The organism is Phytohabitans flavus (genome assembly GCF_011764545.1).
GTDB lineage: Bacteria > Actinomycetota > Actinomycetes > Mycobacteriales > Micromonosporaceae > Phytohabitans > Phytohabitans flavus.
The window spans coordinates 469169-496140 of sequence record NZ_AP022870.1 but is presented as its reverse complement, the minus strand read 5'-3'; the positions used below and the strand labels follow the sequence as shown (position 1 = coordinate 496140).

The 26972-nt window shown below is 70.2% G+C and carries 15 protein-coding genes and 4 pseudogenes; 7 read left to right on the top strand and 12 right to left on the bottom strand.

Features of this window, described 5'->3' with window-relative positions; all coding sequences use genetic code 11:
- Positions 1-39: 39 nt before the first annotated feature.
- On the bottom strand, positions 40-1626 hold the full coding sequence (locus Pflav_RS02185) for an MFS transporter (RefSeq protein ID WP_173033331.1): 1587 nt from the start codon (positions 1624-1626) through the stop codon (positions 40-42).
- A gap of 329 nt (positions 1627-1955) precedes the next feature.
- Between Pflav_RS02185 and Pflav_RS02180 the strand changes: the two genes are divergently transcribed.
- Entirely contained in the window at positions 1956-3479 is a 1524-nt protein-coding gene (locus tag Pflav_RS02180) for a 4-hydroxyphenylacetate 3-hydroxylase family protein (protein WP_173033329.1), read from the top strand.
- A gap of 90 nt (positions 3480-3569) precedes the next feature.
- On the opposite strand, the gene Pflav_RS02175 is transcribed toward Pflav_RS02180, so the two are convergent.
- The 6 genes and pseudogenes from Pflav_RS02175 to Pflav_RS02150 all read right to left on the bottom strand — a co-directional run bounded on the left by Pflav_RS02175 (position 3570) and on the right by Pflav_RS02150 (position 13670).
- A complete protein-coding gene (locus tag Pflav_RS02175) occupies positions 3570-4925 on the bottom strand; it encodes an FAD-dependent oxidoreductase (protein WP_173033327.1) in 1356 nt (451 codons plus the stop codon).
- 46 nt (positions 4926-4971) lie between these two features.
- A complete protein-coding gene (locus tag Pflav_RS02170; RefSeq protein WP_173033325.1) occupies positions 4972-5766 on the bottom strand; it encodes a hypothetical protein in 795 nt (264 codons plus the stop codon).
- Positions 5767-5883: 117 nt separating this feature from the next.
- The gene (locus tag Pflav_RS02165; RefSeq protein WP_173033323.1) at positions 5884-7242 is read right to left on the bottom strand and encodes a condensation domain-containing protein; all 1359 of its coding nucleotides are present in this window, start codon (positions 7240-7242) and stop codon (positions 5884-5886) included.
- Between the two features lie 28 nt (positions 7243-7270).
- Positions 7271-8752, bottom strand: a pseudogene (locus tag Pflav_RS02160) (tryptophan 7-halogenase); the annotation flags it as partial.
- Between the two features lie 45 nt (positions 8753-8797).
- Entirely contained in the window at positions 8798-10405 is a 1608-nt protein-coding gene (cmdF, locus tag Pflav_RS02155) for a tyrosine 2,3-aminomutase (RefSeq protein WP_173033321.1), read from the bottom strand.
- Positions 10406-10418: 13 nt separating this feature from the next.
- Positions 10419-13670: a non-ribosomal peptide synthetase gene (locus tag Pflav_RS02150; RefSeq protein WP_197939052.1), complete on the bottom strand. Its 3252-nt coding sequence runs from the start codon at positions 13668-13670 to the stop codon at positions 10419-10421.
- A 217-nt stretch (positions 13671-13887) separates the two neighbouring features.
- On the opposite strand from Pflav_RS02150, the gene Pflav_RS02145 reads away from it, so the two are divergent.
- Positions 13888-14169 (top strand): phosphopantetheine-binding protein, encoded by a 282-nt coding sequence (locus Pflav_RS02145; RefSeq protein WP_173033319.1) that lies wholly within the window; start codon positions 13888-13890, stop codon positions 14167-14169.
- Positions 14170-14262: 93 nt separating this feature from the next.
- On the opposite strand, the gene Pflav_RS02140 is transcribed toward Pflav_RS02145, so the two are convergent.
- Positions 14263-14949 carry an O-methyltransferase gene (locus Pflav_RS02140; protein ID WP_232070928.1) on the bottom strand — a complete coding sequence of 229 codons (687 nt, stop codon included), beginning with the start codon at positions 14947-14949 and terminating at the stop codon, positions 14263-14265.
- Positions 14950-15197: 248 nt separating this feature from the next.
- On the opposite strand from Pflav_RS02140, the gene Pflav_RS02135 reads away from it, so the two are divergent.
- From Pflav_RS02135 to Pflav_RS02120, 4 genes and pseudogenes are all read left to right on the top strand, one after another.
- Positions 15198-16565 (top strand): cation:proton antiporter, encoded by a 1368-nt coding sequence (locus Pflav_RS02135; RefSeq protein WP_173033317.1) that lies wholly within the window; start codon positions 15198-15200, stop codon positions 16563-16565.
- A 213-nt stretch (positions 16566-16778) separates the two neighbouring features.
- Positions 16779-18163, top strand: a pseudogene (locus Pflav_RS02130) (aminotransferase family protein).
- 71 nt (positions 18164-18234) lie between these two features.
- Entirely contained in the window at positions 18235-18780 is a 546-nt protein-coding gene (locus Pflav_RS02125; protein WP_173033315.1) for a TIGR03086 family metal-binding protein, read from the top strand.
- A gap of 189 nt (positions 18781-18969) precedes the next feature.
- Positions 18970-19991, top strand: a pseudogene (locus tag Pflav_RS02120) (alcohol dehydrogenase catalytic domain-containing protein).
- 26 nt (positions 19992-20017) lie between these two features.
- On the opposite strand, the gene Pflav_RS02115 reads toward Pflav_RS02120, so the two are convergent.
- The 3 genes and pseudogenes from Pflav_RS02115 to Pflav_RS02105 all read right to left on the bottom strand — a co-directional run bounded on the left by Pflav_RS02115 (position 20018) and on the right by Pflav_RS02105 (position 24214).
- Entirely contained in the window at positions 20018-21607 is a 1590-nt protein-coding gene (locus tag Pflav_RS02115) for an MFS transporter (protein ID WP_173033313.1), read from the bottom strand.
- A gap of 135 nt (positions 21608-21742) precedes the next feature.
- Positions 21743-22962: pseudogene (locus Pflav_RS47795) on the bottom strand (cytochrome P450 family protein).
- 19 nt (positions 22963-22981) lie between these two features.
- A complete protein-coding gene (locus Pflav_RS02105; RefSeq protein ID WP_173033311.1) occupies positions 22982-24214 on the bottom strand; it encodes a cytochrome P450 in 1233 nt (410 codons plus the stop codon).
- A 271-nt stretch (positions 24215-24485) separates the two neighbouring features.
- On the opposite strand from Pflav_RS02105, the gene Pflav_RS02100 reads away from it, so the two are divergent.
- The gene (locus tag Pflav_RS02100; protein WP_173033310.1) at positions 24486-25676 is read left to right on the top strand and encodes an acyltransferase family protein; all 1191 of its coding nucleotides are present in this window, start codon (positions 24486-24488) and stop codon (positions 25674-25676) included.
- Positions 25677-25746: 70 nt separating this feature from the next.
- On the opposite strand, the gene Pflav_RS02095 is transcribed toward Pflav_RS02100, so the two are convergent.
- Positions 25747-26880 (bottom strand): abortive infection protein, encoded by a 1134-nt coding sequence (locus Pflav_RS02095; protein ID WP_173033308.1) that lies wholly within the window; start codon positions 26878-26880, stop codon positions 25747-25749.
- Positions 26881-26972: the final 92 nt, after the last annotated feature.

Sequence of the window (26972 nt, the reverse complement as noted above, 5' to 3'; positions counted from 1 at the left end):
CTCTTTGAGCAGTGTCGCCTGTGGACGGTGGGTCGCCGGTCAGCTGGCCGCCCGCACGCCCGCCTCCGGCGCCTGCTCCTCTTCGCTGGGCGGCGGCCCACCCGGCATCGGCATTCCGCTGGTCGGCGGCACCTGCCGCAACCCCAGCACCGCCACCACGGCCAGCACCGCGAACAACACCGCCGCCACAAGCGCCACGACGTTCATCCCTTGGGTGAACGCCGCACGCGCCGACTCCAGCAGCTCGACTCCCACCGGACTGCCGAGCTGTGCGGCCACCGGCAGCGCGCCGGCGATGCTCTCCCGCGCCGCGTCGGCCGCCTCGGCGGGCACGCTCCCGGGTATGTCGACCTCCGACCGGTACACCGAGGTGCCCACCACGCCCAGCACGGCCACGCCCAGGGCGGTGCCGAACTCGCCGAGCATGCCCGAGAGGGCACCCGCCGAGCCGGCCTTCTCCGGCGGCGCCGACGACATGATGAGCGTGGCGCTCAGGATGCCGACCGCGCCGCCGCCGACGAACGCCATGGTGAGGCCGACGAGCAGCATGCCGATCCCGGAGTCGACCTGCGAGATCAGCAGCATGCCCACCGCGGCGAGCACCCCGCCGCCGGCCAGCACGAAGGCCGGCAGGATCTTGCGCGAGGCGCCGGCTGCGGCGTTGCCGACCACGATCATGGCGATCGAGGGCACCAGCATCCAGAGCGCGACCCTGAACGGCGTGAGCCCTTCCACCGTCTGGAAGTACAGAGTGGACATCAGCGAGGCGCCACCGGAGAACATCGGCGCGCACAGCGCCAGCACCACGGCCACGGAGAGGGCCTTTTGGTTGAACAGGGTCAGGTCGAGCAGCGGGTTGCTGATCCGCCCCTGCCGGTACACGAAGAGCACGCCCGACAGCAGGCCGATCAGGATGATCGCGATCGGGACCACGCCCCACCCGTTTCGGGAAGCGTCCTTGAGGCCGTAGATGACCGGCAGGATCGCCGCCAGCGACAGGACCACGCTCACCAGGTCGATCCGGCCGGCGTCGGGGTTGCGCGACTCAGGGAGCAGCAGCGGGCCGGCGATCAGCAGCACCGCCATGATCGGCACTGCCATCAAGAAGATCGAGCCCCACCAGAACGCGCCCAGCAGGAGGCCACCGACCACCGGGCCGAGCACGATGCCGCTCATGAGCGAGGTGCCCCACAGGCCCATCGCGGCGCCCATCTGCTTGGGGTCGCGGAACATGGTGCGGATCAGCGCCAGCACCGACGGGGTCACCGCGGCACCCGCGATACCGAGCACGGCGCGGGAGGCGATCAGCATCTCCGTCGAGGTCGAGTAGGCGGCCAGCAGCGACGCGACGATGAACGCGGCACCGCCCATGAGCAGCACCCGGCGCCGCCCGATCCGGTCGCCCAGCGTCCCCATCGTGATCAGGAAACCGCTGATCAGGAAGCCGTAGATGTCAGTGATCCACAGCTGCTCCGTACTGTTAGCGCCCAGGTCCTCGCTCACATGCGGCAACGCCAGGAACATCACGTTGATGTCCACGGCCGCCAGCATGGTGGGCAGGCAGAGCACCGCCAGCGCGAGCCACTCCCGCCGGCCCGCCTTGGCGGGAGCGTCGACATTCGTCATCCCTAGGTCCTCCTCATCGGGCCGCACGATGGCAGCGGCCTACCATGTGTGACGGCGACGCCGCGGAAAACTCATCGGCCACCCAGCCAGCCGCGCTCGACGGGCGTGCCGGGGCCGCCACGACTTGCGGATTGCGCTGTGCGGCGGGCGGCCTTGTCCCGCCCCGCGCGGGGCCGACATGCTGAAGTTTCGACCTGGCCGATCGCCCTTTCTCAGGAGCCTGTGCCGGCCAGGCTGGACCGATTCAGCGGCCCGGAGAAAGGCACCCCGATGACCGACCATCCGGATCCCGGAGCCAACCCTGCCCCGCCCGGCGGATCACCCGCCCAATGACGGGCGACGAGTACCTCGAGTCGCTGGGCGACGAACGCGAGATCTACCTGTACGGCGACCGGGTGAAGGACGTCGCCCGGCACCCGGCGTTCCGCAACCCGGCCAGGATGATCGCCAGGCTGTACGACGCGTTGCACGACCCGAAGACCCGCGACGTCCTCACCCGGCCGACCGACACCGGCAGCGACGGCTACACGCACCCCTTCTTCACCACGCCGCGCAGCGCCGACGACCTTGTCGCGGACCAGCGCGCCATCGCCGCGTGGGCGCGCATGAGCTACGGCTGGATGGGGCGCAGCCCGGACTACAAGGCGTCCCTGCTGGGCACGCTCGGCGCGAACGCGGACTTCTACGCGCCGTTCGCCGACAACGCCCGGCGCTGGTACCGGGAGTCGCAGGAGAAGGTCCTGTACTGGAACCACGCCATCGTGCACCCGCCGGTAGACCGGTCCCGCCCGGCGGACGAGGTGGCCGACGTCTTCGTCCATGTGGAGAAGGAGACCGACGGCGGGCTCGTGGTCAGTGGCGCCAAGGTGGTCGCCACCGCGTCCGCGCTGACCCACTACAACTTCCTCGCGCACTACGGGCTGCCGATCCGCAAGCGGGAGTTCGCCCTCGTCGCAACCGTCCCGATGGGCACGCCGGGGATGAAGCTGATCTGCCGCCCCTCCTACACCGCGGCGGCCGCCGTCATGGGCAGCCCGTTCGACTACCCGCTGTCGTCCCGGCTGGACGAGAACGACACGATCCTCGTGCTCGACAAGGTCTTCATCCCGTGGGAGAACGTGTTCGTCTACGGCGACCTGGCCAAGACGCAGACGTTCGCCGGGCAGTCGGGTTTCACCGAGCGCTTCACGTTCCACGGCTGTACCCGGCTCGCGGTCAAGCTCGAGTTCCTGGCCGGGCTGCTGGCCAAGGCGGTGGAGATGACCGGCACGGCCGACTTCCGGGGCGTGCAGACCCGCCTCGGCGAGGTGCTCGCGTGGCGCAACCTCTTCTGGGGCCTGTCCGACGCCAGCGCGCGCAACCCGGTGCCCTGGAAGGACGGCGCCGTGCTGCCCAACCCCCAGTACGGGATGGCGTACCGGTGGTTCATGCAGATCGGCTACCCGCGGATCCGCGAGATCGTGCTCCAGGACGTGGCCAGCGGGCTCATCTACGTCAACTCCAGCGCGGACGACTTCGCCAACCCGGACGTCCGGCCGTACCTGGACAAGTACCTGCGCGGCTCGCAGGGTGTCGAGTCGGTCGAGCGGGTCAAGCTGATGAAGCTGCTGTGGGACGCGGTCGGCTCGGAGTTCGGCGGGCGGCACGAGCTGTACGAGCGCAACTACGCCGGCAACCACGAGAACACCCGCGTCGAGCTGCTGTCCGCGCAGATCCTCGGCGGGGAGCTGGACAGCTACAAGGCTTTCGTCGACGAGTGCCTGCGCGAGTACGACCTGGACGGCTGGCGGGTGCCGGACCTGTCCTCGTTCGACGAGCTGCGCCGCGCCCGCAACGACCTTCTCATGGAGTGACGCCGAGGGCGCGGCCAACGACGAGCGCCGCGCCCGCTACGGCCTCCCCACGGGGGTGAGGAGGCCGGCGGGCGCGGCGCTTTTCGTCGCTCAGCCGCGCGACGAGGTGGCCGGCACCGGCCGCGAGTTACGCAGCACGCGCCGGATCATGCTGGGCCGCATGAGCGCGGTGGGCGGGTCGACCAGGCCGGCCGACCGCATGAACGCCTCGGTGATGCTGGCGTCCCGGGTCGCCGCCACCTGAAGCCGCTTCATGTAAGCCAGGAACAGCTTCAGCTTCAGGGTGCGCCGCCCCTCGACGCCGGGGAAGCTCAGGTTGACCCCCTCGGTCATCTCCCACGCCGGGTCGACGATGCGGCCCACGGCGCGGTTGAACTCCAGCGGGTCCGGTGCGATGCCCCGGCGCAACATGTCGCGCAGAGCCACCGCCTCGAGCGCGGCGAGGGTCTGCGCCTGGGCGAACACCGGGTTGGGCGTGCAGACCGCGTCTCCCATCACGAGCAGCCGCTCGGGAAACCTGGTCAGCGACTCGTACCGGCGCCGCAGGGTGGTCGGGAAGCGGAACAGCACCGGGTCGTTCAGCGCCTCCGCCTCGATGATCGCCTCGTAGATCTCCGGGGCCGCGAGCGTCTTGATGAACGCGGTGAAGCCCTCGGGGTCGGTCGGCGGGTGATCGCCGAGGATGCCGTACGTGGTGAGCTCGACGGTGCCGCCGTCGGTCTTGGTGAAGATGCAGCCACGCGGCAGGTCGGGGTTGGCCACACACACGATCGAGTGGTCCTTGCCGAACGGGTCGACCCGGCCCAAGCGGAAGTGCCGCGTCGCGTAGCCCAGCCCCATCTTCGTCCCCTCCTCGGGGACCCGCTCGTAACCCATCTCCACCAGCCACACCGGCGTACGCGAGCCCCGGCCGGTGGCGTCGATGACGAGGTCGGCCGAGATCACCTCTTCCTCGCCGCCTTCGCCGTGCCGCTGCACCTTGACCCCGGTCACCCGCGAGCGGTCGGGAAGCGTGGTCAGCCCGGTGATGTCGTGCTCCTCCACGAACCGCACGTTGCCCAGGGCCTGCACCCGCTCGCGGAGGTGCGCCTCCATGATCGGGCGACGGGCCGCGACGTTCGTCAGCCCGGCGCGGGTCTGCCGGAGCCGCTGGCCATTGAAGTACCAGCGCACGGTGCCCGCCAGATCCGTCATCGGGCAGCCGGCGGAGATCATCTGAGACGTGATCTCCGGGAAGAGGTCTTCCTGCGCCCGTGCCCCGGCGGCCAGCAGGCCGTTGATGTGACGTGCCTGGGGTGCGCCCCGTCGCGCCTCCCGGACGCCGACCAGCTTGTCGCGGTCCACGATGACTACCTCGCGGTAGCTCGAGGCCAGCGCGCTGGTGGCGTACATTCCGGTGACGCTCCCGCCGAGCACCACGACACGATCTCCGACTAAGGTACCCACGGCGATCTCCCTGCCTAATACGAGAAATGCACAGCGTCAGCTATGACTAAGCCAGTCCCTTTTGGCTGGCTCGCTTGCCGAAATTGTCGGCCATCTTGGTGACATACTGCGGCTCACCGACGATTCCGAAATACAGCACATCACCGAAGGCGACCATTGTGATGTACTTCTGCCGCATCATGCCGCCGTTCGGGTCGAGCTTTCCGTAGTACTTCTTCAGGATTTCCCCGTCCGCCGGGGTCTTCGCCGGAGCGAACTGAAGCCGCTGCTTGATGGCGAACGTGGCGGTGGCACCGGGGACCACCGGCGCGTCGAGCGTGGTGTTCACCAGCTCACCGGTCAGCTTGCCGTCCAGCGTCACGGTGCCGTCCGAGCACGTCGAGATGGCTTCGTCGCCCATCTTCTTGACGTCCAACCCGGACAGCTCCACCACGTAGTGGGCGAAGAAGTTGTCGTGCCCCAGGTTGTGGTCCTTGCCGACCGGGCTGGCCGCGTTGAACTGCATCCACCCGTTGAGCTTGCCCATCTGCTCGGCCGGGGCGGTCTGGAGCGGCGTACCGGCCGCGTCGCCCAGCCGGACGTAGTTGACGCAGGTGTCAGGCGCGAAGGTCATGCCCTTCGGCACGCCCAGCAGGCCCTTCGCCGCCACCTGCGTGAAGTCGGCGTCCATGACCTCGTCCTGCGACGGGTCGTCGTGCGGGTTGGCCAGCAGCCCGCTCAGGTCCTTCGGCCCGGCGGTGGTGGCTTCGGGCTTGGGATCCGCCTGGGCCGGCGCGGGCTCGTCCGACCCGCAGGCCGTGCTCGCCATCGCCAATGCCGCCACCGCTGCCGCGGCGACCATCCGTGCCATCCTTGCGCCGTTCTTCGACATCTATTCCTCCGCCTCGCGTACGGACATCGTCCAATGGCGTACGCTAACCAACTCGGCCCGCGCCGGTCGTCTCTGACGGTGCTCTCTTTACGCCGATACGGGCTGGCCGACGGTGTCGTGCAGCACTCGTTCGAAATCGGAAATCATCCGAACGATGCCACTTTCCACGAAAAGGTTGGTTGTGTATCCGACGCTGCCGATAATTCCGCCGGCCGGATCGACCTCCAGCCCGAAGAGCACACCGTCGGGTATCTGCGAGCCCACCGGGGCGGACAGCACACGCCGGCGCATCGCGGCGATGCGGAGCCCGCCCGCCTGCCCGCCGTACATCATGTCGGGCGACTGCGTGACCTGGAAGACGCACGCGGCGAAGTTGCCGGAGACCGCGGCGTCCATCACGGTGGGCGCCTCCTGGAGCAGGGACGCGAACGGGATCTCGTGCTGGTACGCGGCCAGGCACGTGGCCCGTACCCGCCGCACCACCTCCGGCAGGGTCGCGCAGCCGGTGATGTCGGTGCGCAGCGGCAGGAAGTTGTAGAACGAGCCGACCGTGTCCTGGATCCACGCGAGTTGCCGTCCGGGCGTGAACGTCGGCACCACCAGCTCGGATTCGCCGGTCTGTTCGCGCAGGTACATCAGGTACGCGCCGAGCAGCACCATGAACGGCGAACTGGCCGTCCGCGCGGCCCACGCCGCCGTCCCCGACCGCAACCCGTCGTCGAACAGGAAGCGGTGCCACGCGGTGAAGAACGTCTCCTCGGTGCGCGGCTTGTCGGTCGGGATCGGCACCACCTGCGCGCCGGCCAGGTTCTCGCGCCAGTACGCCCGCGCCGCGACCACCGCCGGACTGTCCACGTTCGCCCGCTGCCAGGCGACGTACTCCCGGTACTGCCGGATCTCGGGCAGGTCGGGCGCGCGCCGCTCGCGCCGGGCGGCGTAGTAGGCGGCGATGTCGCGCATGAGGCAGTGCACCGACCAGCCGTCGATCGCGGTGTGGTGCCCGCCGAGGACCAGCACGGCGTCGCGTTCGTCGAACCGGCCGAGGAAGGCGCGCAGGATCGGCACCTCCTCGATGGCGAACTTGCCGGCCTCCAGGTCGTTGAGGAACTCCTCGGCGACCCGGTCGCGGTCGGCGGGGCTCGCGGCCTCGAGCCGCCGCACCTCGAGCCGCACCGGCGCGGGCGGCAGCACCATCTGGTACGGGGTGTCGCCACTTCGCACGATCGAGGTGCGCAGCGTCTCGTGCCGGACCACCACGTCGTCGAGAGCGCCTTGGAGGGCGCCGAGGTCCAGCTCCCCCGTCAGCCGCCAGCCGCCGACGATGGTGTACCGGGGGCCGAACGGGCCGGCCTCGTCGCCGTGGTCGATCATGTGCAGGAACTCCTGCTGAAGCGACAGCGGGCTGGTACCCACCGGGATGCCGGTCGACACCGACGTGCTGGTCATTTCGGGGTGCTCCCTCACTCAGCCGGCGCTCCGGTGAGGTCCAGTGCATACCGTCCGCGGACGGCACCAGGCCGCCCGGACGCACCGGCGTCTGCTCGTCGTTCTGCCCGAGGGCCGCCTGGATCTGGATCCGGGTGCCCTCCCGGGAGACCGCCCGGGCCAGCGACGTCTGGAGCAGGTCGCGGTCCTCGCCGGCCTCCTGGATCGGCCCCTCCACGACCTCGGTCAGCTCGCGGAACGCCGCCCCACGACGGTCCAGATAGGACTCCGGATCGACGAGCGCGTCCTCGTGCGAGGCGCCGCCTCCCACAAGCTCCACAAAGGACTCCAGCTCGGGCAGGACGTTCTGGGTGACCTTCTTCGCCTTCCAGAAGTACGAGTTCTCGTCCTGGTGCATGTCGTAGAAGGCGACCAGGAAGTCGTGGAAGCGCGCGTACTCCTTGCGGTACCGCGCCTCGAACTCCTCGAAGCAGGTCGTCTCGTCGATGTCGCCGCGCAGGCTCGTGTTGATGGAACGGGCGGCCAGCAGCGCGCTGTACGTCGCCAGGTGCACGCCGGAGGAGAAGACCGGGTCGATGAAGCAGGCCGCGTCGCCCACGAGCACCATGCCCGGCGCCCAGAACCCCTCCTTGATGTACGAGTAGTCCTTGCGCACACGGATTTCCCCGTACGGCCCGGACGTGACCCGCCGTGCGTCCGACAGGTAGTCGGCGATCAGCGGGCAGTCCTGGATGAGGTCGAGCAGCGCCTGCTCCCGGTCGCCGGCCTGCACCCGCTCCAGGTGCTCGGGGAGCACCACGGCGCCGACGCTGGTCAGCTCCGGGGTCAGCGGGATGTACCAGAACCAGCCGGCGTCGAACGCGGCGGCGAGGATGTTGCCCTGGTTCGGCGCGGGCAGCCGCTTGCCGCCCTCGAAGTAGCCGAACAGCGCCAGGTTGCGGAAGAACTCCGAGTAGCGCCGGGCGCCACCGACCCGGGTGTGGATGCGGCTCTTGTTGCCGGAGGCGTCGACCACGTAGCGGGCGCGGACCTCGCGGCGCGCGCCGGCCACGTCCGTGTACACCACGCCGACGGCCCGGCCGTCCTCGAAGACCACGTCCAGGACCGACGACTCCTCCCGGACGTCCACCCCCTTTTCGCGGGCGTTGTCGAGCAGGACCTTGTCGAACCGCATCCGCTCGACCTGGTACGCCGTCGAGGCGTCGCCGGCGAAGCGGGACGAGATGGCGAACGAGAACGTCCACGGCTCGGGGTTCTTCCCCCACCGGAACGAGCCGCCCCGTTTGATCATGAAGTTGGCCTTCTCCAGCTCCTCGGTCACGCCGAGGAGCCGGCAGATGCCGTGCACGGTCGACGGGAGCAGCGACTCCCCGATCTGGTACCGCGGAAACCGCTCCTTCTCCAGCAGCAGCACGCGGTGGCCCTGCATCGCCAGGAGCGTCGAGATGGTCGAGCCGCACGGTCCGCCGCCGACCACCACGACGTCGACCTCATGGTTGGTTCCGGTCATCAGTTTGGTCCTCCCTCGTCCTCGCCTCGCTCGCCGACCCGGCGCTCAGCTCAGCTCGACACCGGTCGCCGCGACGGCCTTCACGAACTCGCCACGGGAGATCGCGCCGGCTACCAGCTCGATCTCGTCGGCCATGTAGCGATCCCGTTCCAGGGTCGGGGCGAGCGACCGCACCACCTGGTACGCGGCCTTCGCCGCCGGGCTGAGCCCGTCGTACCGGCCGGCGATGTCCACCGCCTGGGCCCCGACGAGGAACTCGACAGCCAGGATCTTCTCGTTGTTGACGAGCACCCGGCGGGCGTTGCGGGCGGAGATGAGGCCCATGCTGACGACGTCCTGGTTGTCCCCGTTGGACGGCACGCTCTGCGTGCTCGCCGGGCCGATGGTCCGGTTCTCGGCGACCAGCGCGGTCGCCGGGTACTGCGCACCCGCGAAGCCGCTGTTGAGCCCCGGGTCGCCCTTCACGAGAAACTCCGGCAGGCCGTAGCTGAGGTGCCGGTTGAGCACCCGGTTGGTCTGCCGCTCGGAGAGCACGCCGAGCTGGGTGAGCGCGATCGTCACGAAGTCCATCGCGAAGGCGATGGGCTGGCCGTGGAAGTTCGCCCCGTGGAAGACCTCTTGGCCTTCGAAGAACAGCGGGTTGTCGTTGGCGGAGTTGAGCTCGATGTCGAGCTTGGTGTTGGCGTGGTACAGGGTGTCCCGCACCGAGCCGAGCACCTGGGGGATGGCGCGCAGGGAGTACGCCTTCTGCATGTACACGTCCGTGCGGTGCACGCTGCCGCTCGCCCCGCGCGAGTCCTTGAGCTGTTGCCGCAGCTGCGAGTGCTCGACAGTCAGCTCGCTGCCCCGCATCAGCGCCCGCATGTTCGCCGCGGTGTCGATCTGCCCCCGGTGCGGCCGGGCGATGTCGTGCCCCTCCGCCAGGAACGGGCTACGCGAGCCCTTGAGCGCCTCGATGACCAGGGCGGTGCAGATCTCCGCCTGCCGTACCTGATCCATCGCCCGGCCGACGACGAGCGCGCCGAGCCCGGTCATCGCGGAGGTGCCGTTGATCAGCGCGAGCCCCTCCTTGAAACGCAGCTCCATCGGCTCGATGCCGAGCTCCCGAAGCGCCGGGCCGGTGGCGACGCGCGCACCGTCCTGGAGCAGGTACCCCTCGCCGATAATCGTGCTCGCGATGTGCGACAGCGGGGCCAGGTCACCACTCGCGCCCAGCGACCCGAGCTCCGGGATGGCCGGCGTGATGCCGAGGTTGAGGTAGAGCGCGAGCCGCTCCAGCAGCTCGGGACGCACCGCGGAGTGCCCCTTGGCCAGTGCGTTCAGCCGGGCGAGGACGATGGCCCGCGCCTCGTCCTCGGCGAACAGAGGGCCGACGCCCGCGCTGTGGCTGCGGACCAGGTTGGTCTGTAGCTCCACCTCGTTGGTGGGATCGACAAGCATGTAGATCATTTCGCCGTAACCGGTGGTTACGCCGTAGACGGGGATGTCCTGCCGGACGATGTCCTCGAACAGGATTCGGCTCTTCGCCGCCTTCGCCAGCGCAGACGGGTCCACCCGGCACTGCGCCCGCTCTTCGGCCACGCGCCGAACGTCGGGGATATCCAGGGTCTCGCCGTTGAGGACAACCGGCTGCGCACTCTCGACCAGGGTCAACTCTCTCACTCCATCATCGGCTCGGTGACAGCTCCATGTCTGCCGGGTACGGTGATGCGGCCGTGTCGCCACGCGTGCTCGCGGCCTCGATCAAGGCGGCCATGCCGGCCAACGTGCTGTGGGTGAAGCACTCCCAGAGGGAGATCTCGACGCCGAACCGCCGCTGGATCCGGTCGACCAGTTGTGGGACCAGCAGCGAGTGCCCGCCGGCCGCGAAGAACCCCTCCTCGGCCCCGACCGGGCGGACACCCAGCTGGGACCAGATCTCGGCCAGTTCCCGCTCCACCCGGGTCCGCGGCGCCCGGGCGACGCTCGCCAGCGCATGTGGCGCCGGCAGGCGGCGGCGATCGACCTTGCCCCCGGCGTTGCGGGGCAGGCGGCCATCCATAACCTCGAACGTCACGAGCGTCACCGAGACGCCGAAGCGGCGTCGCAGGTGCGCCCGCCACACGTCGGCGCCGGCTGTGGCGCCGCCCGCCGGGGTGGGCCGCGGCACGACGTACGCCACCAGCCGGGTCACCAGGCCCGCCGAGTCGGTGACCGGGACGACCGCGCACTCGGCGACGGAAGCGTGCTCGGCCAACACGGCCTCGACCTCGCCCAGTTCGATCCGGTTGCCGTAGAGCTTGACCTGCTGGTCCCGCCGGCCCCGGAACTCCAAGGCCCCGTCCCACCGCTTCCGGGCCAGATCGCCGGTCCGGTAGGACCGGACGCCGTCCGCGGCGACGCCGCGGATCGGCTCGAACGCCCGGCCGCCGGCCGGATCGCCGACGTAGCCCCGCGCGACGTAACGGCTCCGGATGACGATCTCCCCGGTCACGCCGGTGGGGCACGGTCGGTCGGCGCCGTCCAGCACCAGGACCTCCCGGCCCGGGATGGCCCAGCCGATCGGCACCGAGCCGGCCACCGGACCGGACACCTCGTACCAGGTGGCCGCGATCGTTTCGGTGGGGCCGTAGACGTTGAGCAACCGCACCCCGGGCAGGGCTTCGCGGAACCCGTCGACCACGGCCCCCGGCAGCGCCTCACCCATCAGGACCAGGCTCTGGAGTGCGGGCGGGCGGCCGGCGGGGCCGCGGTCCACGAGGACCTTCAGGACCTCCCGCGCGAAGCTGGGCACCGTCTGAAGGAACGTGACGCGCTCCGCGACGAGCCAGTCGACGAACTTCTCGGGGTGCGCCCGGATCCGATCGGGTACCGGGCACAGCGTTCCGCCGGCGACCACCGTCGCGAACGCCTCGCACAGGCTCGGGTCGTGTTCCGGCGCCACCCATTGCGCCACGCGGCTGCCCGCTCCTATGTGGAGCGCCTCGGCCATCCACGTGACGAACTGCGCGAACGCGCCGTGTGACTGGACGATCCCCTTCGGCTTTCCGGTGGAGCCCGAGGTGTAGGCGACGTACACCGGGTCGTCGTGCCCCACCTCGCCGGGCGGCGGCACGGCGTCGTGGCCGTCCAGAGCGGCGACGTCCAGTACGGTGCCGCCGAGCTCGTCGCGGTACCAGCTCGCGAGCTTGTCGCCCGCCGCGCTTCCCACCCGCAGCAGGCAGGCGGGGCGGAGCTCGGCGAGTACGGTCCGGCCGCGCTCGCCCACGTCCGAGGTGCCGAACCAGACGATGTGCCCGCCGGACCGGAGCACCGCGAGCGACGCGGCCAGCTGCCACGCGCCGGGGGCCATCCGCACCGCCACGGCCGAGCCGGCGGCGCCGATCCGGGTCAGGTGCCCGGCGATCCGGGCCACCCGCAGCTCAAGCTCGCCGTAGTCGACTGTGCTGCCGGCCGAGGCCACGGCGACGGCGGTAGGCGTATGGACCGCGTGCCGACGTGCGGTCTGGTGCACCGGTTCGGCGGGGAGTACCCGGTGCGCCGACTGGCGCCCGAGGACCAGCCGCTCGGGGCGGTCCAACGGCAGCTCGGCCACCGGAGCGTCGGGGGTGGTCAGACCGGCGGTCAGCAGCGTGCGCAGTTGGTCGAGCAGGACCGCCGCCCACGCCCGCTCGGCGTCGCCGCCCCGGTACGCGAGATGACCGGCGATCGACGGCGTGACCCGGTCCACCGTGAGGGCCAGGTCCGCGTCGGCTACGCCGGTGTCCACCTCGTGCCGCCGGACATCCGCCCCCAGCAGCCGCAGTGGCGTCTCCGGCTCGTCCCGCACGACGAGCACGGCGTCGAACAGCGGGGTGCGGCGGGCGTCTCGGTCGACGTCGAGCGCCCGGACCACGAGGTCGAACGGCACGTCGCGGCGTACGTACGCGTCCCGCGCCGTCCGGCCGGCCTGGGCGACAAGCTCGCGGAACGTGGGTGAGCCGCCGAATTCACCACACAGCACCAGCGGGTTGTCCGCGGGGCCGACCATGCCGGCGAACTCCGGCGGCAGCACCTCGGCAGGCACGCCCACCGGCACGCGGTCCTCGCCGCCGTACCGGTGCAGCACCGCCTGGTACGCCGCGAGCAGAACGGCGGATGGCGTCACGCCGTCCACTTGGGACAGATTGCCGAGCCGCTCGCCGATCTCGCCATCCCAGTCGAAGCGAAGCACGCCACCGCTGACCGAAGGCGGCCGCGCGCCACGGTCCGCCGGCAGCGTGACCGGAGGCGGCGCCGGCGTCAGCGTCGAGGCCCACCAGTCCAGGCGCCGCTGGGACAGCGGGGCCTCCTCCTGGGCGCGCTGCCAGCGGGCGTAGTCGGCGTACCGGACCGGTGCGGTGGTCGCGGCCGGTGTGCCCCCGACCTCGGTCAGCGCCCAGGTGTACTGGAGGGACAGCTCGCCGAGGACGACGGACAGCGACCGCTCGTCCGCGATCGCGCGGTGCAGCACGAGGACCACGCGGTGGACGGCGCTGCCCAGCCGCGCGACGGCCAAGTGCGTGAGCGGGCCTTCGGTGATGTCGATCGGCTCGGCGGCGACCTCGGCGCACCAGCGGTCGGCCTCGGCGCACCGGTCGGCGGCGGGAACGTGGCTCAGATCCACCAACCTGAACGACGCACCGGGCTCGGTGGCTACCCGCTGCACCGGACCGCCGCCGGTCGCCACGAGCGTGGTCCGCAGCGCCTCATGCCGCGCCACGGTCGCCTGCCACGCGGCCCGCAGCGCCTCCACCTCAAACCAGCCGGAGACCTCGTAGCCGCGGCAGATCCGGTACCCCGCACCGCCCGGCGTCAGCCGGTCGAGAAACCACATCCGTTCCTGCGCACGAGAAGTCACCGCCTGGGCCTCGCCGAATCGCGGGTCACCAGGCAGCTCCAAGTCCGTTCGCCCTGCCACGGCCACATCGTCACACGCACACGACGCGTGGTGCTTCTCGTCACGTGCGCCGGATCGACAGTGGTCAGAAGCCGTTCGTACGAACCGCAATCGCGAGGATGCGGCCGCCGCGCGGTGTGCCGAAAATGAGCCGTGGGCGCACGGAACGCCCAGGCCGCCGTGTGTACCCGTCGGTCGACCGGGTGACCACGGGTCCACAGTGGAAGGAGCACATCCTATGGCGGAAAGCCACCCGTCCGCGCTCAGCTCGTCGGCGGTCGAGAAGTCGGTGGAGGAGATCTGGCGCAGTGTCCTCAGGATGCCGGAAGGCCGCCAGGACGCCACATTTCTCGAGCTGCAAGGCCAGTCCATCTCGGCGGTGCGCATCATCGCCCGGATCGAGGACGAACTCGGCATCCAGGTGGACGTCGGCATTCTCTTCGACGATCCCGACCTGGCGACGTTCACGCGAGCGGTCGTCGCGGCCCAGCAGGCGGACGAGAGGGCCGGCAAGGCCTAGCCCACCGCCGTTACGGTTTGACGGAAAGCACCAACCGGTACGGCTCCGGGCCCGTGACCCGGAGCCGTACCGGCCCGCCAGCCTCCCGCCCGCTCACCTCTTCCGGGCGATCGTGAGGCCGTCGGCGATAGGAAGCATCACCGCGTCCAGCCGGTCGTCGGCCGCGAGCATGGCGTTGAACGCCCGCAGTGTCTCGGCGCACCGGCGCGGCAGCCCCGGCGCGGCCAGCTCCGGATCCAGGACGTACCCGTCGAGCAACACGTTGTCCACCAACAGCAGGCCGCCGGGCCGCAGCAGCGGCACCGCGAGCCGGTGGTACTTGGGGTAGTTCATCTTGTCGGCGTCGACGAAGACGAGATCGACCGTGCCCGGCGCCAGCTCGGCGAGCGTGTGGTGGGCCGCTCCCCGGCGAAACTCGATACGGTCCGCGACGCCGGCGCTCTCCCAGTGCTCCCGCGCCAGGTCCAGCCACGCGTCGGACACGTCGCAGCTGATGACCCGTCCCCCCGGAGCCAGACCGCCGGCGATCGCCAACGCGGACAGCCCGGTGAACGTGCCGACGTCGACCGCCGTCCTGACGCCCAGCAGCCTGGTCAACAGCGTCAGCAACGCCGCCTGCTCGAGCGGGACCATCATGCCGGCCGCCTCGCCGATCGACGCGGTGCGCTCGGCCAGCTTGCTCAGCACCGGGTCGGGCGGGGTGCTGGAGCGGACCAGGTAGTCCCGCATGGCCTGATTCACCGGAACGTGCTTCACCTCGGCCATCATCGGATACCCCATGTCCCCTCCCCTGCGCACGGTGGCTGCCCCCTACCGCGGCCGCGGTACGGCGACCGGCCACCAGTCACGTCCATCGTGGATCCATCGTCCGGCCGGCGCTTTCCTCCAGGATGCCGTCTTCCCAAAGGTGCTGTTCCGGACGCCGCCAGAGGTGGGCGTGCGGCGGCAGAGCGCACCTCAGGAGAGGGCACCGCGGCACGCCTGGCCGGACGATGGCGTGGCGTGGTAACCGCCTAGGAGGTCTAGCGATGGACGGTTCGGCTCCGCTGGCGCAGCTGGCACCCGGGACGCTGCTCGCCTTCCTCGTGGCGGTGGTGCTCCTGCTGCTGGTCGCCCGCGTGTTGGGGCGGCTCGCCGAGCGCCTCGGACTGCCGGCGATCGTCGGCGAGCTCCTCGCCGGCGTGCTACTGGGGCCATCGCTGCTCGGGCAGGTCGCACCCGGCTTCTGGAGCTGGCTGCTGAAGGGCCCCGAGCAGATTCACCTGCTGGACGCGGTCGCCCAGCTCGGCGTGCTGCTGCTGGTCGGGATCACCGGCACCCACCTGGACATCCCGGGTTTGCGCCGCCGCGGCCTCGCCGCGGCCACGATCAGCGGGACCGGTCTGGTGATACCCCTTGTGTCCGGCGTCGCCCTCGGCCTCGTCCTGCCCGCCACGGTCGTCGGCGGAGACTCCGACCGCGGGGTCTTCGCGCTGTACCTCGGCGTGGCGATGTGCGTCTCGGCCATCCCGGTCATCGCCAAGACGCTGTCCGACATGCGCCTGCTGCACCGGAACATCGGCCAGCTCACGCTCGCGGCCGGCATGGTCGACGACGCCGTGGGCTGGCTGCTGCTCTCCGTCGTATCCGCGGCCGCGACGGTCGGTGTCAGCGCCAGCGGGGTCACGCTCTCGGTGGTGTACCTGATCGCCTTCGTGCTGCTGTCCGCCACGGTCGGGCGGGTCCTGGTGCGACGCACCATGGTGCTGACGACCCGGTCCGACGAGTCCGGCCCGACAGTCGCGGCAGCCGTCATCATCATCCTGCTCGGCGCGGTCATCACCCATTCGCTCCGCCTGGAACCGATCTTCGGCGCGTTCGTCGCCGGCATCCTCCTCACCTCCTCGCGCGCGGCGCAGGTACGCCTGGCGCCATTGCGGACCATCGTCATGTCGGTGCTCGCCCCGCTGTTCATCGCCACGGCCGGGCTGCGCATGGATCTGACCGCGCTGGCGCGGCCGGCGGTCGCGCTGACCGCGGTGGCCGTCGTGCTGGTGGCCATCGCCGGCAAGTTCGCCGGGGCGTACCTGGGCGCACGACTCAGCCGCCTCACCCGGTGGGAGGCTCTCGCGCTCGGCGCCGGTATGAATGCCCGTGGCGTCGTCGAGGTGGTCGTGGCCCTGACCGGCCTACGACTCGGTGTCCTGAACACCGCCGCGTACACGATCATCGTCCTGGTCGCCATCGTGACGTCGGTGATGGCGCCGCCCCTGCTGCGGCTGTCGATGGCCCGGGTGGAGTACGGCGAGGACGAACGGTTGCGCCGGATCGACCACGAAACGTGGCACGCGACAGTACCCGAAAGGCCGGCGCCGGACCGTGCGGAGCCGCCCGCCCAAGGGCGCCCCGACGCGTGAAACACCCGAGCTGAGGTGCGCACATTCGGAGGTGTGCCCGCCGCCACCCGGTGTCATTGTTTCGGAGAAACCGCCACTGCGGCGGATGCGCGACGGATCGCCGGAACCACCTCTCGCTCGCGGTGTCCTCATAGGACATAGCTGTGAGACTCCGCGCCCGATCGCCGGTCCCGCGCCGACTCCGCCCCGCACCGAACACTTAGGAGTGGACACGTGACGATCTCAACCACCAGACCGACGCACAACCTCTCCGCGGCCGAGCTGGAGACTCTGGACCGGCGCCATCTCATTCACCCCCACCAGCGCAGCCAGCGCACCTTCCGGCGCGTCATGGTCCGTGGCGAGCGTTCCACGGTGTGGGATGCCACGGGCAGGGAGCTCCTCGACCTCCTCGGCGGCGGGATCTGGGTGGCTCAGGTCGGCCACGGGCGCCGGGAGCTGGCCGAGGCGGCCAGCCGGCAGATGTCGGAGCTGGCGCACTACACCGGCTTCTTCGAGTTCGCGAACGACAAGACGGTCCTGCTCGCCGACCGGCTGGCGAGCCTGGCGCCGGACGACTTCAACCGGGTGTTCTTCACCTGTGGCGGCTCCGAGGGCGTCGACACGGCCATCAAGGTGGCCCGGTTGTTCCACCACCACCGCGGCCAGCCGGACCGCAACTGGATCCTCGCCCGCCACTACGGCTACCACGGCGCGACGTACGGCAGCGGCACCGCCACGGGCATCCCGGACATGCAGCACGCGGTGGGCCCGAACCTGCCGCACATCGAGAAGCTCATGCCGCCGTACCCGTACCGGAAGGAGTTCTACGGCGGGCAGGACCCGACCGACTTCCTGCTGGCGGAGCTGGAGCAGACCATCACCCGGATCGGCCCGGAAAACATCGCCGCGATGATCGGTGAGCCCATCCTCGGCGGTGGCGGCGTGGTGATCCCGCCGGAGGACTACTGGCCGCGCGTGCGCCAGTTGCTGAGCACGCACGGCATCCTGCTGATCGCCGACGAGGTCATCACCGCGTTCGGCCGGACCGGTGCGTGGTTCGACTCGGCCCGCGCGGCATGCGGCCGGACATCATGGTCACGGCCAAGGGAATCACCAGCGGGTACGTGCCGCTCGGTGCCGTGCTCCTGCGGGAGGAGATCGCGTCGGTCCTGACCGACGGCGAGGGCAGCTTCTTCCACGGCTACACGTACTCCGGTCACCCGGTCGGCTGTGCGGTGGGATTGGCCAACCTCGACCTGATGGAGCAGGAAGGCCTGCTGAGCCAGTCACTGGCGATCGGCGACTGGTTCCGCGCCGGGCTGGCGCCGGCGTCGAGCCTGCCGGCCGTGGGCGACATCCGCGTCGCGGGCGCCACGGTGGGCATCGAGCTGGTCACCGACCAGGAGACGCGCGAGCCGCTCTCGCCCGACCTGGCTCTCGCGGTGGCCGACGAGCTGTACGACACGCACGGGGTGATCACCCGTAACTACGCTCATGTCCTGGTGCTTTCGCCGCCGCTGGTGCTGACCGAGCAGGAGACGGATCGGGCGACCTCGGCGATCGTGGATGTGCTGGGACGGCTGGACGCCAAGGCGGGCAAGATCAATCCGCGCTGAGAAATCCACCATTGGTGACGGGTCGAGCGACGGGCTGATACACGGCCGGTCGCTCACCTATACTCGGGCGCATGGCTGAGGTCGCCGATCGCTATCGACGTTTGTCCGACGTGTTCGCCAGCAGGATTGAGGCCGTCGCGCCCGATGGCTGGGACGCGATTACTCCCTGTCCAGATTGGAATGTGCGAGATCTGATCGGCCATGTCGTCGAGATGAACCAAATTCACCTCGGCCTGGTTGGCCGCAAGCCCCGACGCGGGCCCACCGTCGACGAGGATCCGCTGGGTGCCTTCCTGACCACCCGTGACCAGGCGCAGGAGGACCTCGAGGATCCGGCCAAAGCGGCGGTCGAGTTCGACAGCCGCTTCGGCCGGTGGAGCTTCGCACAGGCTATCGACCGCGGCATGTGCGTCGATCTCGCCGTCCACGGCTGGGACCTGTCGCAGGCGACCGGGCAGGACGACAGCATCGATCCTGACGTCCTGCCGTATCTCTGGCGCTCGATCGAGTCGATCGGCGAGGAGGGGATCCGGTTCGGCTTCGGCCCTGCGCTCGATCCGCCAGCTGACGCGGACGAGCAGACCCGTCTGCTCGCTTACCTCGGGCGCAGGGCCTAGGCGGTTTCACACTCACCGTCCACTGTGGCGGGCGGAGGGACAGCAAGCAGAGAGGTGTGCCGCCGGCGGCGCCACGCGACGATACATGTGCGGAAATCGCCGTCGTCGGTGTGTGCGATACGCCAGCACCAAGGCGACCACCGACCTGCGGGCCCGCTGACCGTTCCCGTCGCAGTGAGGTGATGAATCGTGAAGGCAGCCGTCATCCCCGAGGTAAATGGAGTATGGGAGCTGCGCGAGGTGCCGACCCCGCGGCCGGGCCCCGGCGAGGTGTTGGTGCGGGTGCGCGCGTCCGGAGTCTGTTACAACGACATTCTCGCCACGATGGGCGCCATCCCGTTCCCCGCTTTCGAGCCCGCGATCACCGGGCACGAGCCGGTCGGTGAGGTCGTCGAGGTGGGCGCCGGCGTCACCGCCCGGCAGGTGGGCGACCTCGTCGGCGCCACCTGGGTCCGTGCTGGATGCGGGCGGTGCGACTACTGCCGGCTGGGGCTACCGGTCGGGGGCAGACCGCGATGAACTGCCCGGCGCCGACCGCCACCGGCTTCTCCGTGCAGGGTGGGCACGCCGAGTACCTTGTCGCGGCGGCCGCCGAGACGGTCCTGATTCCCGATGGGCTGGCGCCTGAGCTCGCCGCGCCGGTGCTCTGCTCCGGTTACACCGCCTGGTCGGCGCTGCGCGCCGCGGAGCCGCAGCCGGCCGAGCGGGTGGCCGTGCTGGGCATCGGCGGCCTGGGCCACTTCGCCCTCCAGTTCTCCCGTGCCTGCGGGTTCGAGACGATCGCCGTCACCCGCAGCGCCGACAAGCACGCCCCCGCGAAGGAGCTCGGCGCCGACGTCGTGGTCGCCGATGGCGCCCAGCTGCGCGAGGCCGGCGGCGCCGACGTCATCCTGGTGACCGGGCCGTCCTACCGGGCCGCGTCCGACCTGTTGCAGGGCCTGCGGGTCAACGGGCGCGTGGTGCTGGCCGGCCTCGATCCGGCCGAGCCGTTCACCATCCCGCCCGTCATGGCGTACCCGTTCTTCGCCCAAGGGCAGAAGGTGCTCGGCGCGACGCACGGCGGCCCGCGATACCTGCGGGAGGCGCTGGAGCTCGTCGCCAGCGGAAAGGTCACCCCGCGGGTCGAGGCGTACCCCGCGGAGCGGGTGGCCGAGGCCGTGGAGAAGGTCGCCAAGGGCGACGTGCGATTCCGCGCGGTCATCACCTACTGAGTCCAGGGCGCACCCCGGGCGGCCGGTCAGCCGGCCGCCCGGACGCCGGACTCCGGCGCCTGCTCCTCCACCGGCGAGGGCCCATCCGGCATCGCCATGGCGGCCGTTGGCGGCACGTGCCGCAGACCCAGCAGCGCCAACACCGCCAACAGCGCGAACAGCACCGCGGTCACCACCGCCACCACGTTCAGCCCTTCGGTGAACGCCGCACGCGCTGACGACAGCAACTCCGCGCCCGCCGGACCACCCAGCTGCGACGCCGCCGGAACCGCGCCGGCGATGCTCTCCCGCGCCGCGTCCGCCGCCGCCGCGGGGACACCCGCCGGCACGTCGACCTCCGAGCGGTACACCGACGTGCCCACCACGCCCAGCACCGCCACGCCAAGGGCGACCCCGAACTCCCCCACCGCGCCGGGCAGCGACCCCGCCGAGCCGGCCTTCTCCGGTGGCGCCGACGACATGACGAGGAACGGGATCAGGGCGCCGATCGGCGCACCGCCGATGTAGACGACGACGAGACCGGCCACGAGCGTCGCCAGCCCGGTCTCCGCGTCCACCTGCGTGATCATCACCATGCCCACTCCGCCGAGCACCGCGCCGCTGGCCAGGATGTACGCGGGGCGGACCTTCCGGGCGACCATCGGCGCGATGTTGCCGACGATGATCATGGCGATGGCTGGCAACAGCATCCACAGCCCCGCCCGGAACGGGCTCAACCCCTCCACCATCTGCATGAACAGCGTCGCCACAAGGCCGAGTCCACCCGACACGAACGCGAAGAACATCGCGAACGTCAGGCCGGCGCCGAGCGTGCGGTTGCCGAGCAGCGTCAGGTCGAGCAACGGGCTGCTGATCCTGCGCTGCCGCCGCACGAACGCCAGCAGGAAGACCAGCCCGACGAGGATCCACCCGGCGGGGACCGGCTCCCAGCCGCCGGAGGCCAGCTCCTTGAGGCCGTAGATGACCGGCAGGATCCCGCCCAGCGAGAGCACCATGCTGAGCACGTCCAGCCGGCCGGCGTCCGGGTTGCGCGACTCCGGCAGCAGCAACGGCCCGGCGATCAACAGCAGCGCCATGATCGGCACCGCCATCAAGAAGATCGAACCCCACCAGAACGCGCCCAACAGCAGGCCGCCGACCACCGGGCCCAGCACCACACCGACGGTGAGCGCGGTCCCCCACAGGCCCATCGCGGCGCCCATCTGCTTCGGATCGCGGAAGAGGGTACGGATCAGCGCCAGCACCGACGGCATGACGGTGGCACCCGCGATGCCGAGCAGCGCCCGGGAGGCGATCAGCATCTCGGTCGAAGTCGAGTAGGCGGCCAGCAGCGACGCGACGATGAACCCCACGCCGCCGAGATACAGCAGCCGGCGCCGCCCGATCCGGTCGCCCAGCGTCCCCATCGTGATCAGGAAACCGCTGATCAGGAAGCCGTAGATGTCAGTGATCCACAGCTGCTCCGTACTGTTAGCGCCCAGGTCCTCGCTCACCTGCGGCAACGCCAAGAACATGACGTTGATGTCGATGGTCGTCAGCATGGTCGGCAGGCACAGCAGGGCCAGCGCCAGCCACTCCCGCCGGCCCGCCTTGGCGGGCACGTCGACAGTCGTCATCCCCGGGTCCTCCTCGTCGGGCGGCACCGGTCGTGACGCCTCTACTTGTTGAGACGGCAGATCGGCCGGAAACTGCTCGGCCGGGGTGGCATGTGGAGCCACCCCGGCCGGAAGCTTCGGGCGATGATCAGCGGACTACGGAGCCGGCGTGAAGGTCACCGGCAGCTTCTCCAGCCGGTGCAGGACGAAGCTCGGCTTCCAGTTCAACGACTCCGTGGGTATGGCCAGGCGCAGGCTGTCGAGCCGCCGGAGCACGGTGCCGAAGGCGATCTCCCCCTCCAGCCGCGCGAGCGGCGCGCCCAGGCAGAAGTGGATGCCGTGGCTGAAGCTGAGGACCTGCCCCGCGGTGTCCCGCCGCAGGTCCAGGCGCGCGGGGTCGTCGAAGATCGTCGGGTCGTGGTTGGCGGCCGCGGACGCGATGACCACGTGCTCCCCGGCTGGATCTGGAAGCCGGCGATCTCCACCGGCTCCCGCGCGAAGTGGTACGTAATGCAGGACACCGGGCTGTCGTACCGGAGCAGCTCCTCGACGGCGTTCGGCATGAGCTCGGGCTCGGCGCGCAGCACGGCCATCGCGTCCGGGTGCCGCAGGAGCGCGAGGATGCCGTTGGCGACGAGGTTGACGGTGGTCTCGAAACCGGCGCTCAGCAGCAGCAACACGTTCGACCGCAGCTCGAGGTCGGTGAGCTTGTCGTCCTGCACCTGCGCCGCCAGCATCGCCGAGACGAGGTCGTCGCCCGGCTTGGTCCGCCGGCCCTCGACCAGGTCCGTGAGGTACTTGTCGAACCAGCGCCCGGCCGCGATGATGTCGTCGAAGCTGGACGAGGCGTTGATCCCGGTGAGGGTCTCCGCGTGCTGCTCGAATTCGGCCCGGTCCTCGAAGGGGATGCCGAGCATCTCGCTGATCACCGCGATCGGCAGCGGCAGGGCCAGCGCCTGGATCAGGTCGGCCGACCCGGCGGGTGCGATGGCGTCGACCAGCCGGTCGGTGATCTGCTGGATCCTCGGCCGCATCTCCTCCACCCGCCGTCGGGTGAACGCCTTCGACACAAGCCGGCGCATCCGGGCGTGGTTGGGCGGGTCCGCGAAGAGCATGTGCTGCGACAGTGCGTAGTCGTCGCTGGCCATCGGATGGTACTTGTGCAGCTCCGGCGCGGCGGCCTGGACGCTCCGGACCAGCCGCGGGTCGGACAGCGCCTCGCGCGCCTCGCGGTTGCCCGTGACCAGCACCGTCGGCATACCGTCCGGCAGTGTCACCCGCTTGATCGGGTGCGGCGCCCCCAGCTTGGCCAGGAGTTCCCGCGGGTTGGCGAACACCTCGGTGGCCAGCGCCACCCTGCCGTCTTGATTCGTCATGTGGATCCTCGCAGCTCGTCTACCAGATGACCGGGAAGCACAACAGGCGCGTGACGTCACCGGCCAGAGTCGTGGGAATCTGGTCGGTGGGCATGACCGACCGCAGCACGGGCGCCCGCTCGACCAGGGCGCGGAAAACGATCTCCAGCTCGAGGCGGGCGAGGTTGTGGCCCAGGCAGTGGTGGATGCCGAAGCTGAAGGCGAGGTGGTTGGTGGGCGGGCGCGTGACGTCGAGCTCGCCGGGGTGGTCCGTCACGCTCGGGTCGAGATTGGCGGCGGCGAAGCTGACCAGGAGGCCGTCGCCGGCCTTGATGACCTCACCGGCGATCTCGATGTCCTCGGTGGCGACCCGGGCCAGCTGCTCGACCAGCGAGATGTGCCGCAGGAGCTCCTCGACGGCGCCCGGCACCAGATCCGGGTTGTCGCGCAGCGCGGCGTACTGGGCCGGGTTTTCCAGCAAGGCCAGCGTCCCCAGCCCGATGATGCTGGAGGTGGTGACCGTGCCGGCGACCAGGATCGCCTGGGCGAATTGGGCCAGCTCGGAGACGGTGAGTTCGCCCGTGCGCAGCTGGCCGGCGACGAGGTCGTCGATCAGGCCCTTGCCCGGGGCGGCCGCCTTGGCCTCGACGAGGCGCTCGATGTAGGCGGTGAGCGCCGCGGCGGAATCGTCGGCACCCTCCGGCTCGAACAGCCCCCAGGCCGGGCCCTCGAACTGCTGGCGATCCTCGAACGGAATCCCCAGGAACTCGCAGACCACCATCATCGGCACCGGCGTGGCGAACGCGGACACGAAGTCGGCCGGCGCCGGCTCGCGCAGCATCGCGGCCAGCCTCTCGTCCACGATGCGCTGGATCGCCGGCCGGTGCTCCGCGACGCGCCGGACGGTGAACTTGGGGATGAGCATCTGCCGCTGGCGGGTGTGCTCCGGTGGGTCCACACCGAACAGTGCGCCGGCGAAGCCGCCCTCTTCCTCGGCCGCCATCTCGCGCGTGGCGCGCATGTGCTTGTGGCTCTCGTCCATCACCGGGTAGTCCGGGAAGTCGGCGCGGTTGGACAGGCGCTTGTCGGCCAGCAGGGCGCGGCCCTCGGCGGGCCCGGTCACCAGCCAGGTCGTCCGCCCGTCGTAGAGCCGCACCCGGCGCATCGGCCCTACCTCGCGGAGCTCCGCGTGCCCCGCCGCCGGGTGGTACGGGCACACCCGCCGGACGGGGTAGGCCGGCAAGTCCGTGGATCTCGTAGCTGACGCGGTCATGACCACCTCTTGCGCTAGGTGTCGGAAGCTTTTGAGCCGGTACTCAGCCGTAGCCGCCCCATCATCATGGGCGCGGCCGGACCGGCCGGGCATCTTCTGGACTGCGGTTGCCGGGCCTCCGGTGCGGCCCGGGGCGGACCCGATCCAACTCAGCAACAGGAGATAAGCCATTCACCGCTGACGTTGCTAACTTCACTCCTCAGCACAGGTCCATCTGACCGTCGCGAGGCACGGGTCGACACATCATGGCGCCACGAAAGGACGACCGCTCATGACGACCACGAAAGAGGCGGTGACAGGTGCGCGAGAGGCGGCCCGGACAAGGCTTCCATCTCTGACGTCTTTGCGCATCATCGCCGCGAGCCTGGTGTTCATCAACCATGGACTAATCTACCCACTATTCACCAACGCCGATCTGAACGACGCCTACAAGCTCATTGGCCACAACACGGGCACCGTGGGCGTGTCGTTCTTCTTCATCCTCAGTGGTTTCGTGCTGACCTGGTCGGCGAAGCCCAACGACACCACGCTGGGCTTCTGGCGGCGGCGGTTCCTCAAGATCTTCCCGAACCACGTCGTGGTGTGGCTCGCCGTCCTCGCCATGATGGGCGTCGCCGGCCTACCGATCATGTGGGGCCCGACACTGTGGAGCCTCCCGCTGCTCCAGGGGTGGTTCCCCGAAGCGACGTACCACCTCTTCGCGGTGAACGGCCCGACGTGGTCGCTCTCGGTGGAGCTGCTGTTCTACGCGGCCTTCCCGTTGCTGCTCCCGCTGATCCTGAAGATCCCGGCGCAGCGGCTGTGGCTCTGGGCCGGCGTGGTGACCGTGGGCGGTCTGCTCATGCCGGTGGTCGCCCGACTGTTCCTGCCGGAACAGCCGCCGAGCATGCTCTCCACCACGCTGTCCTGGCCGCAGCAGTGGTTCGTGTACTTCTTCCCGCCCATCCGGATATTCGAGTTCGTGGTCGGCATGATCATGGCGAGGATCGTCCTGTCTGGACGCTGGATCGGACTGCGCCCGATTCTGGCCACCCTGCTGCTGCTCGCCGTGTACGCGGCCACGATGGGCATCGACCTGATCGACGGCTGGCACGGGCTGCTGCTCGCGCCGATGGCACTGCTGATCGCGGCCGTCGCGTCCTCGGACGTCGCCGGTCGCACCGGTGTGCTGACCCGCCCGGCCATGGTCTGGCTGGGGCAGATTTCGTACGCGTTCTTCCTGGTGCACGTACACGTCCTGTTCCTCATCCACGCCGCGTTCGGTGGCCAGTTCGGCGTCCGCGGCGCCTACAAGCCGGAGCAGTTCGGGGTGCTCGGCGGCATCGCGCTCCTGGTCGGCGTCTACCTCGCCAGCGTCGTCGTGGCCTGGCTGCTGTACGCGCTCGTGGAGCAGCCCATCATGCGTAACTGGTCCCGGTCCCGGCAGCGCCGGACGGCGGCCGACGCGCAGCCGGCACCGTAACGGCTGCGGCACGAACAGAGGGCCAGGCATCTGCCTGGCCCTCTGTCGTATGTAGACACGACACCGACGGCTACCGCATCGCCGCCTGGAAGCCGACGTGCGCGTAGTAGTCGGCGATAGCGTGGAACGACTCCTTCGGCTCCCACCGGTAGGTCGAGGCGGGGTCGGAGAAGTCGTCCCGGATGGTCTTCACGATCGCCATGCTCGCCATGTCCAGGTCGAGGTGGGGGTCGTCCGAGTGCGGGTGGGTCGGGTGGATCAGCTCGGACACGCCGACGCCGCTGACGCCCGCCTCCTCGAACACGGAGAACATGTCGAGGTGGTAGGCCGCCTGGGCGCTCTCGTCCCGGACGTAGCCATCCAGGATCGTCGGCACCGCACCGCTGCGGTCCACGATGTCCCAGAAGAAGAACGCCTTCTGCGCAGCGCCCTGGTATGTCGCGGTCCCGAACTCGGCGACGACCACCGGCTTGTCCCAGTGGCGGTACCGCGCGAGGTCCGCGAGGTGCTCCGCACGGGTCCGGTACTTCGGCACGTACTGGTACATGATTCCGATGGAGTCGAACAGTCGCCAGTCGACGTCCTCGAACGGCGCCGCGGAGTAGCCGAGGTCGCCGCTGAAGTTGCTCCTGGCCACCTTGCTGGCCTGGCCGAGGAACTCGTTGAGTCGGGGCGCGGCGGCCGCCACGTCGACGGCCTCGGTCGGCTTGAGCAGGAAGTGGTCGGCGTCGGCGTACACGTTCGCCATCCGCTCGTGGTACTGGTCGCCGCCGATGATGCCGGGCGTGAAGACGAGGTGTACCGCGCCGACGGTCAGGGTGACCCGGGCGTCCTGCTCGCGCAGCGACTCCGCGAGGCGCGCCGCCTCCGCGAGGTGATCGAGGATCTCCTGCTGCGGGCGGTCGACCAGCCGCGGCTGGAGCCACACGTGCAGGTCGCGGTCGGCGGCCGCGTTGGCCGTCTCGGCGAGCCGGTCCAGGTCGCTGCCGTAGATGGTGACGGAGTTGCAGTTGAGCTGGTCGCTGATCAGGCTGATCTCCGACAGCATCTGCGGCGTGCTCCACGCCATCCGGGACAACGAGCCCTGACCGGTCGCGAAGTTCGTCCCGGTGTCGTAGGCGACACCGCGGTACGCGATGCCGGGCCCTTCTCCGCCCGCGGCCGTGCCGTTCGATCCGATGTGGTCGGTGCTGTCCTGTGTCATCTGCCTCCGCTCTCCTTCCCTGGTCGGGTAAATCCGGGGTCAGCACGGTGGCCGGCGCCTCGGACGCCGGCCACCGCCATCTGTCGCACCGA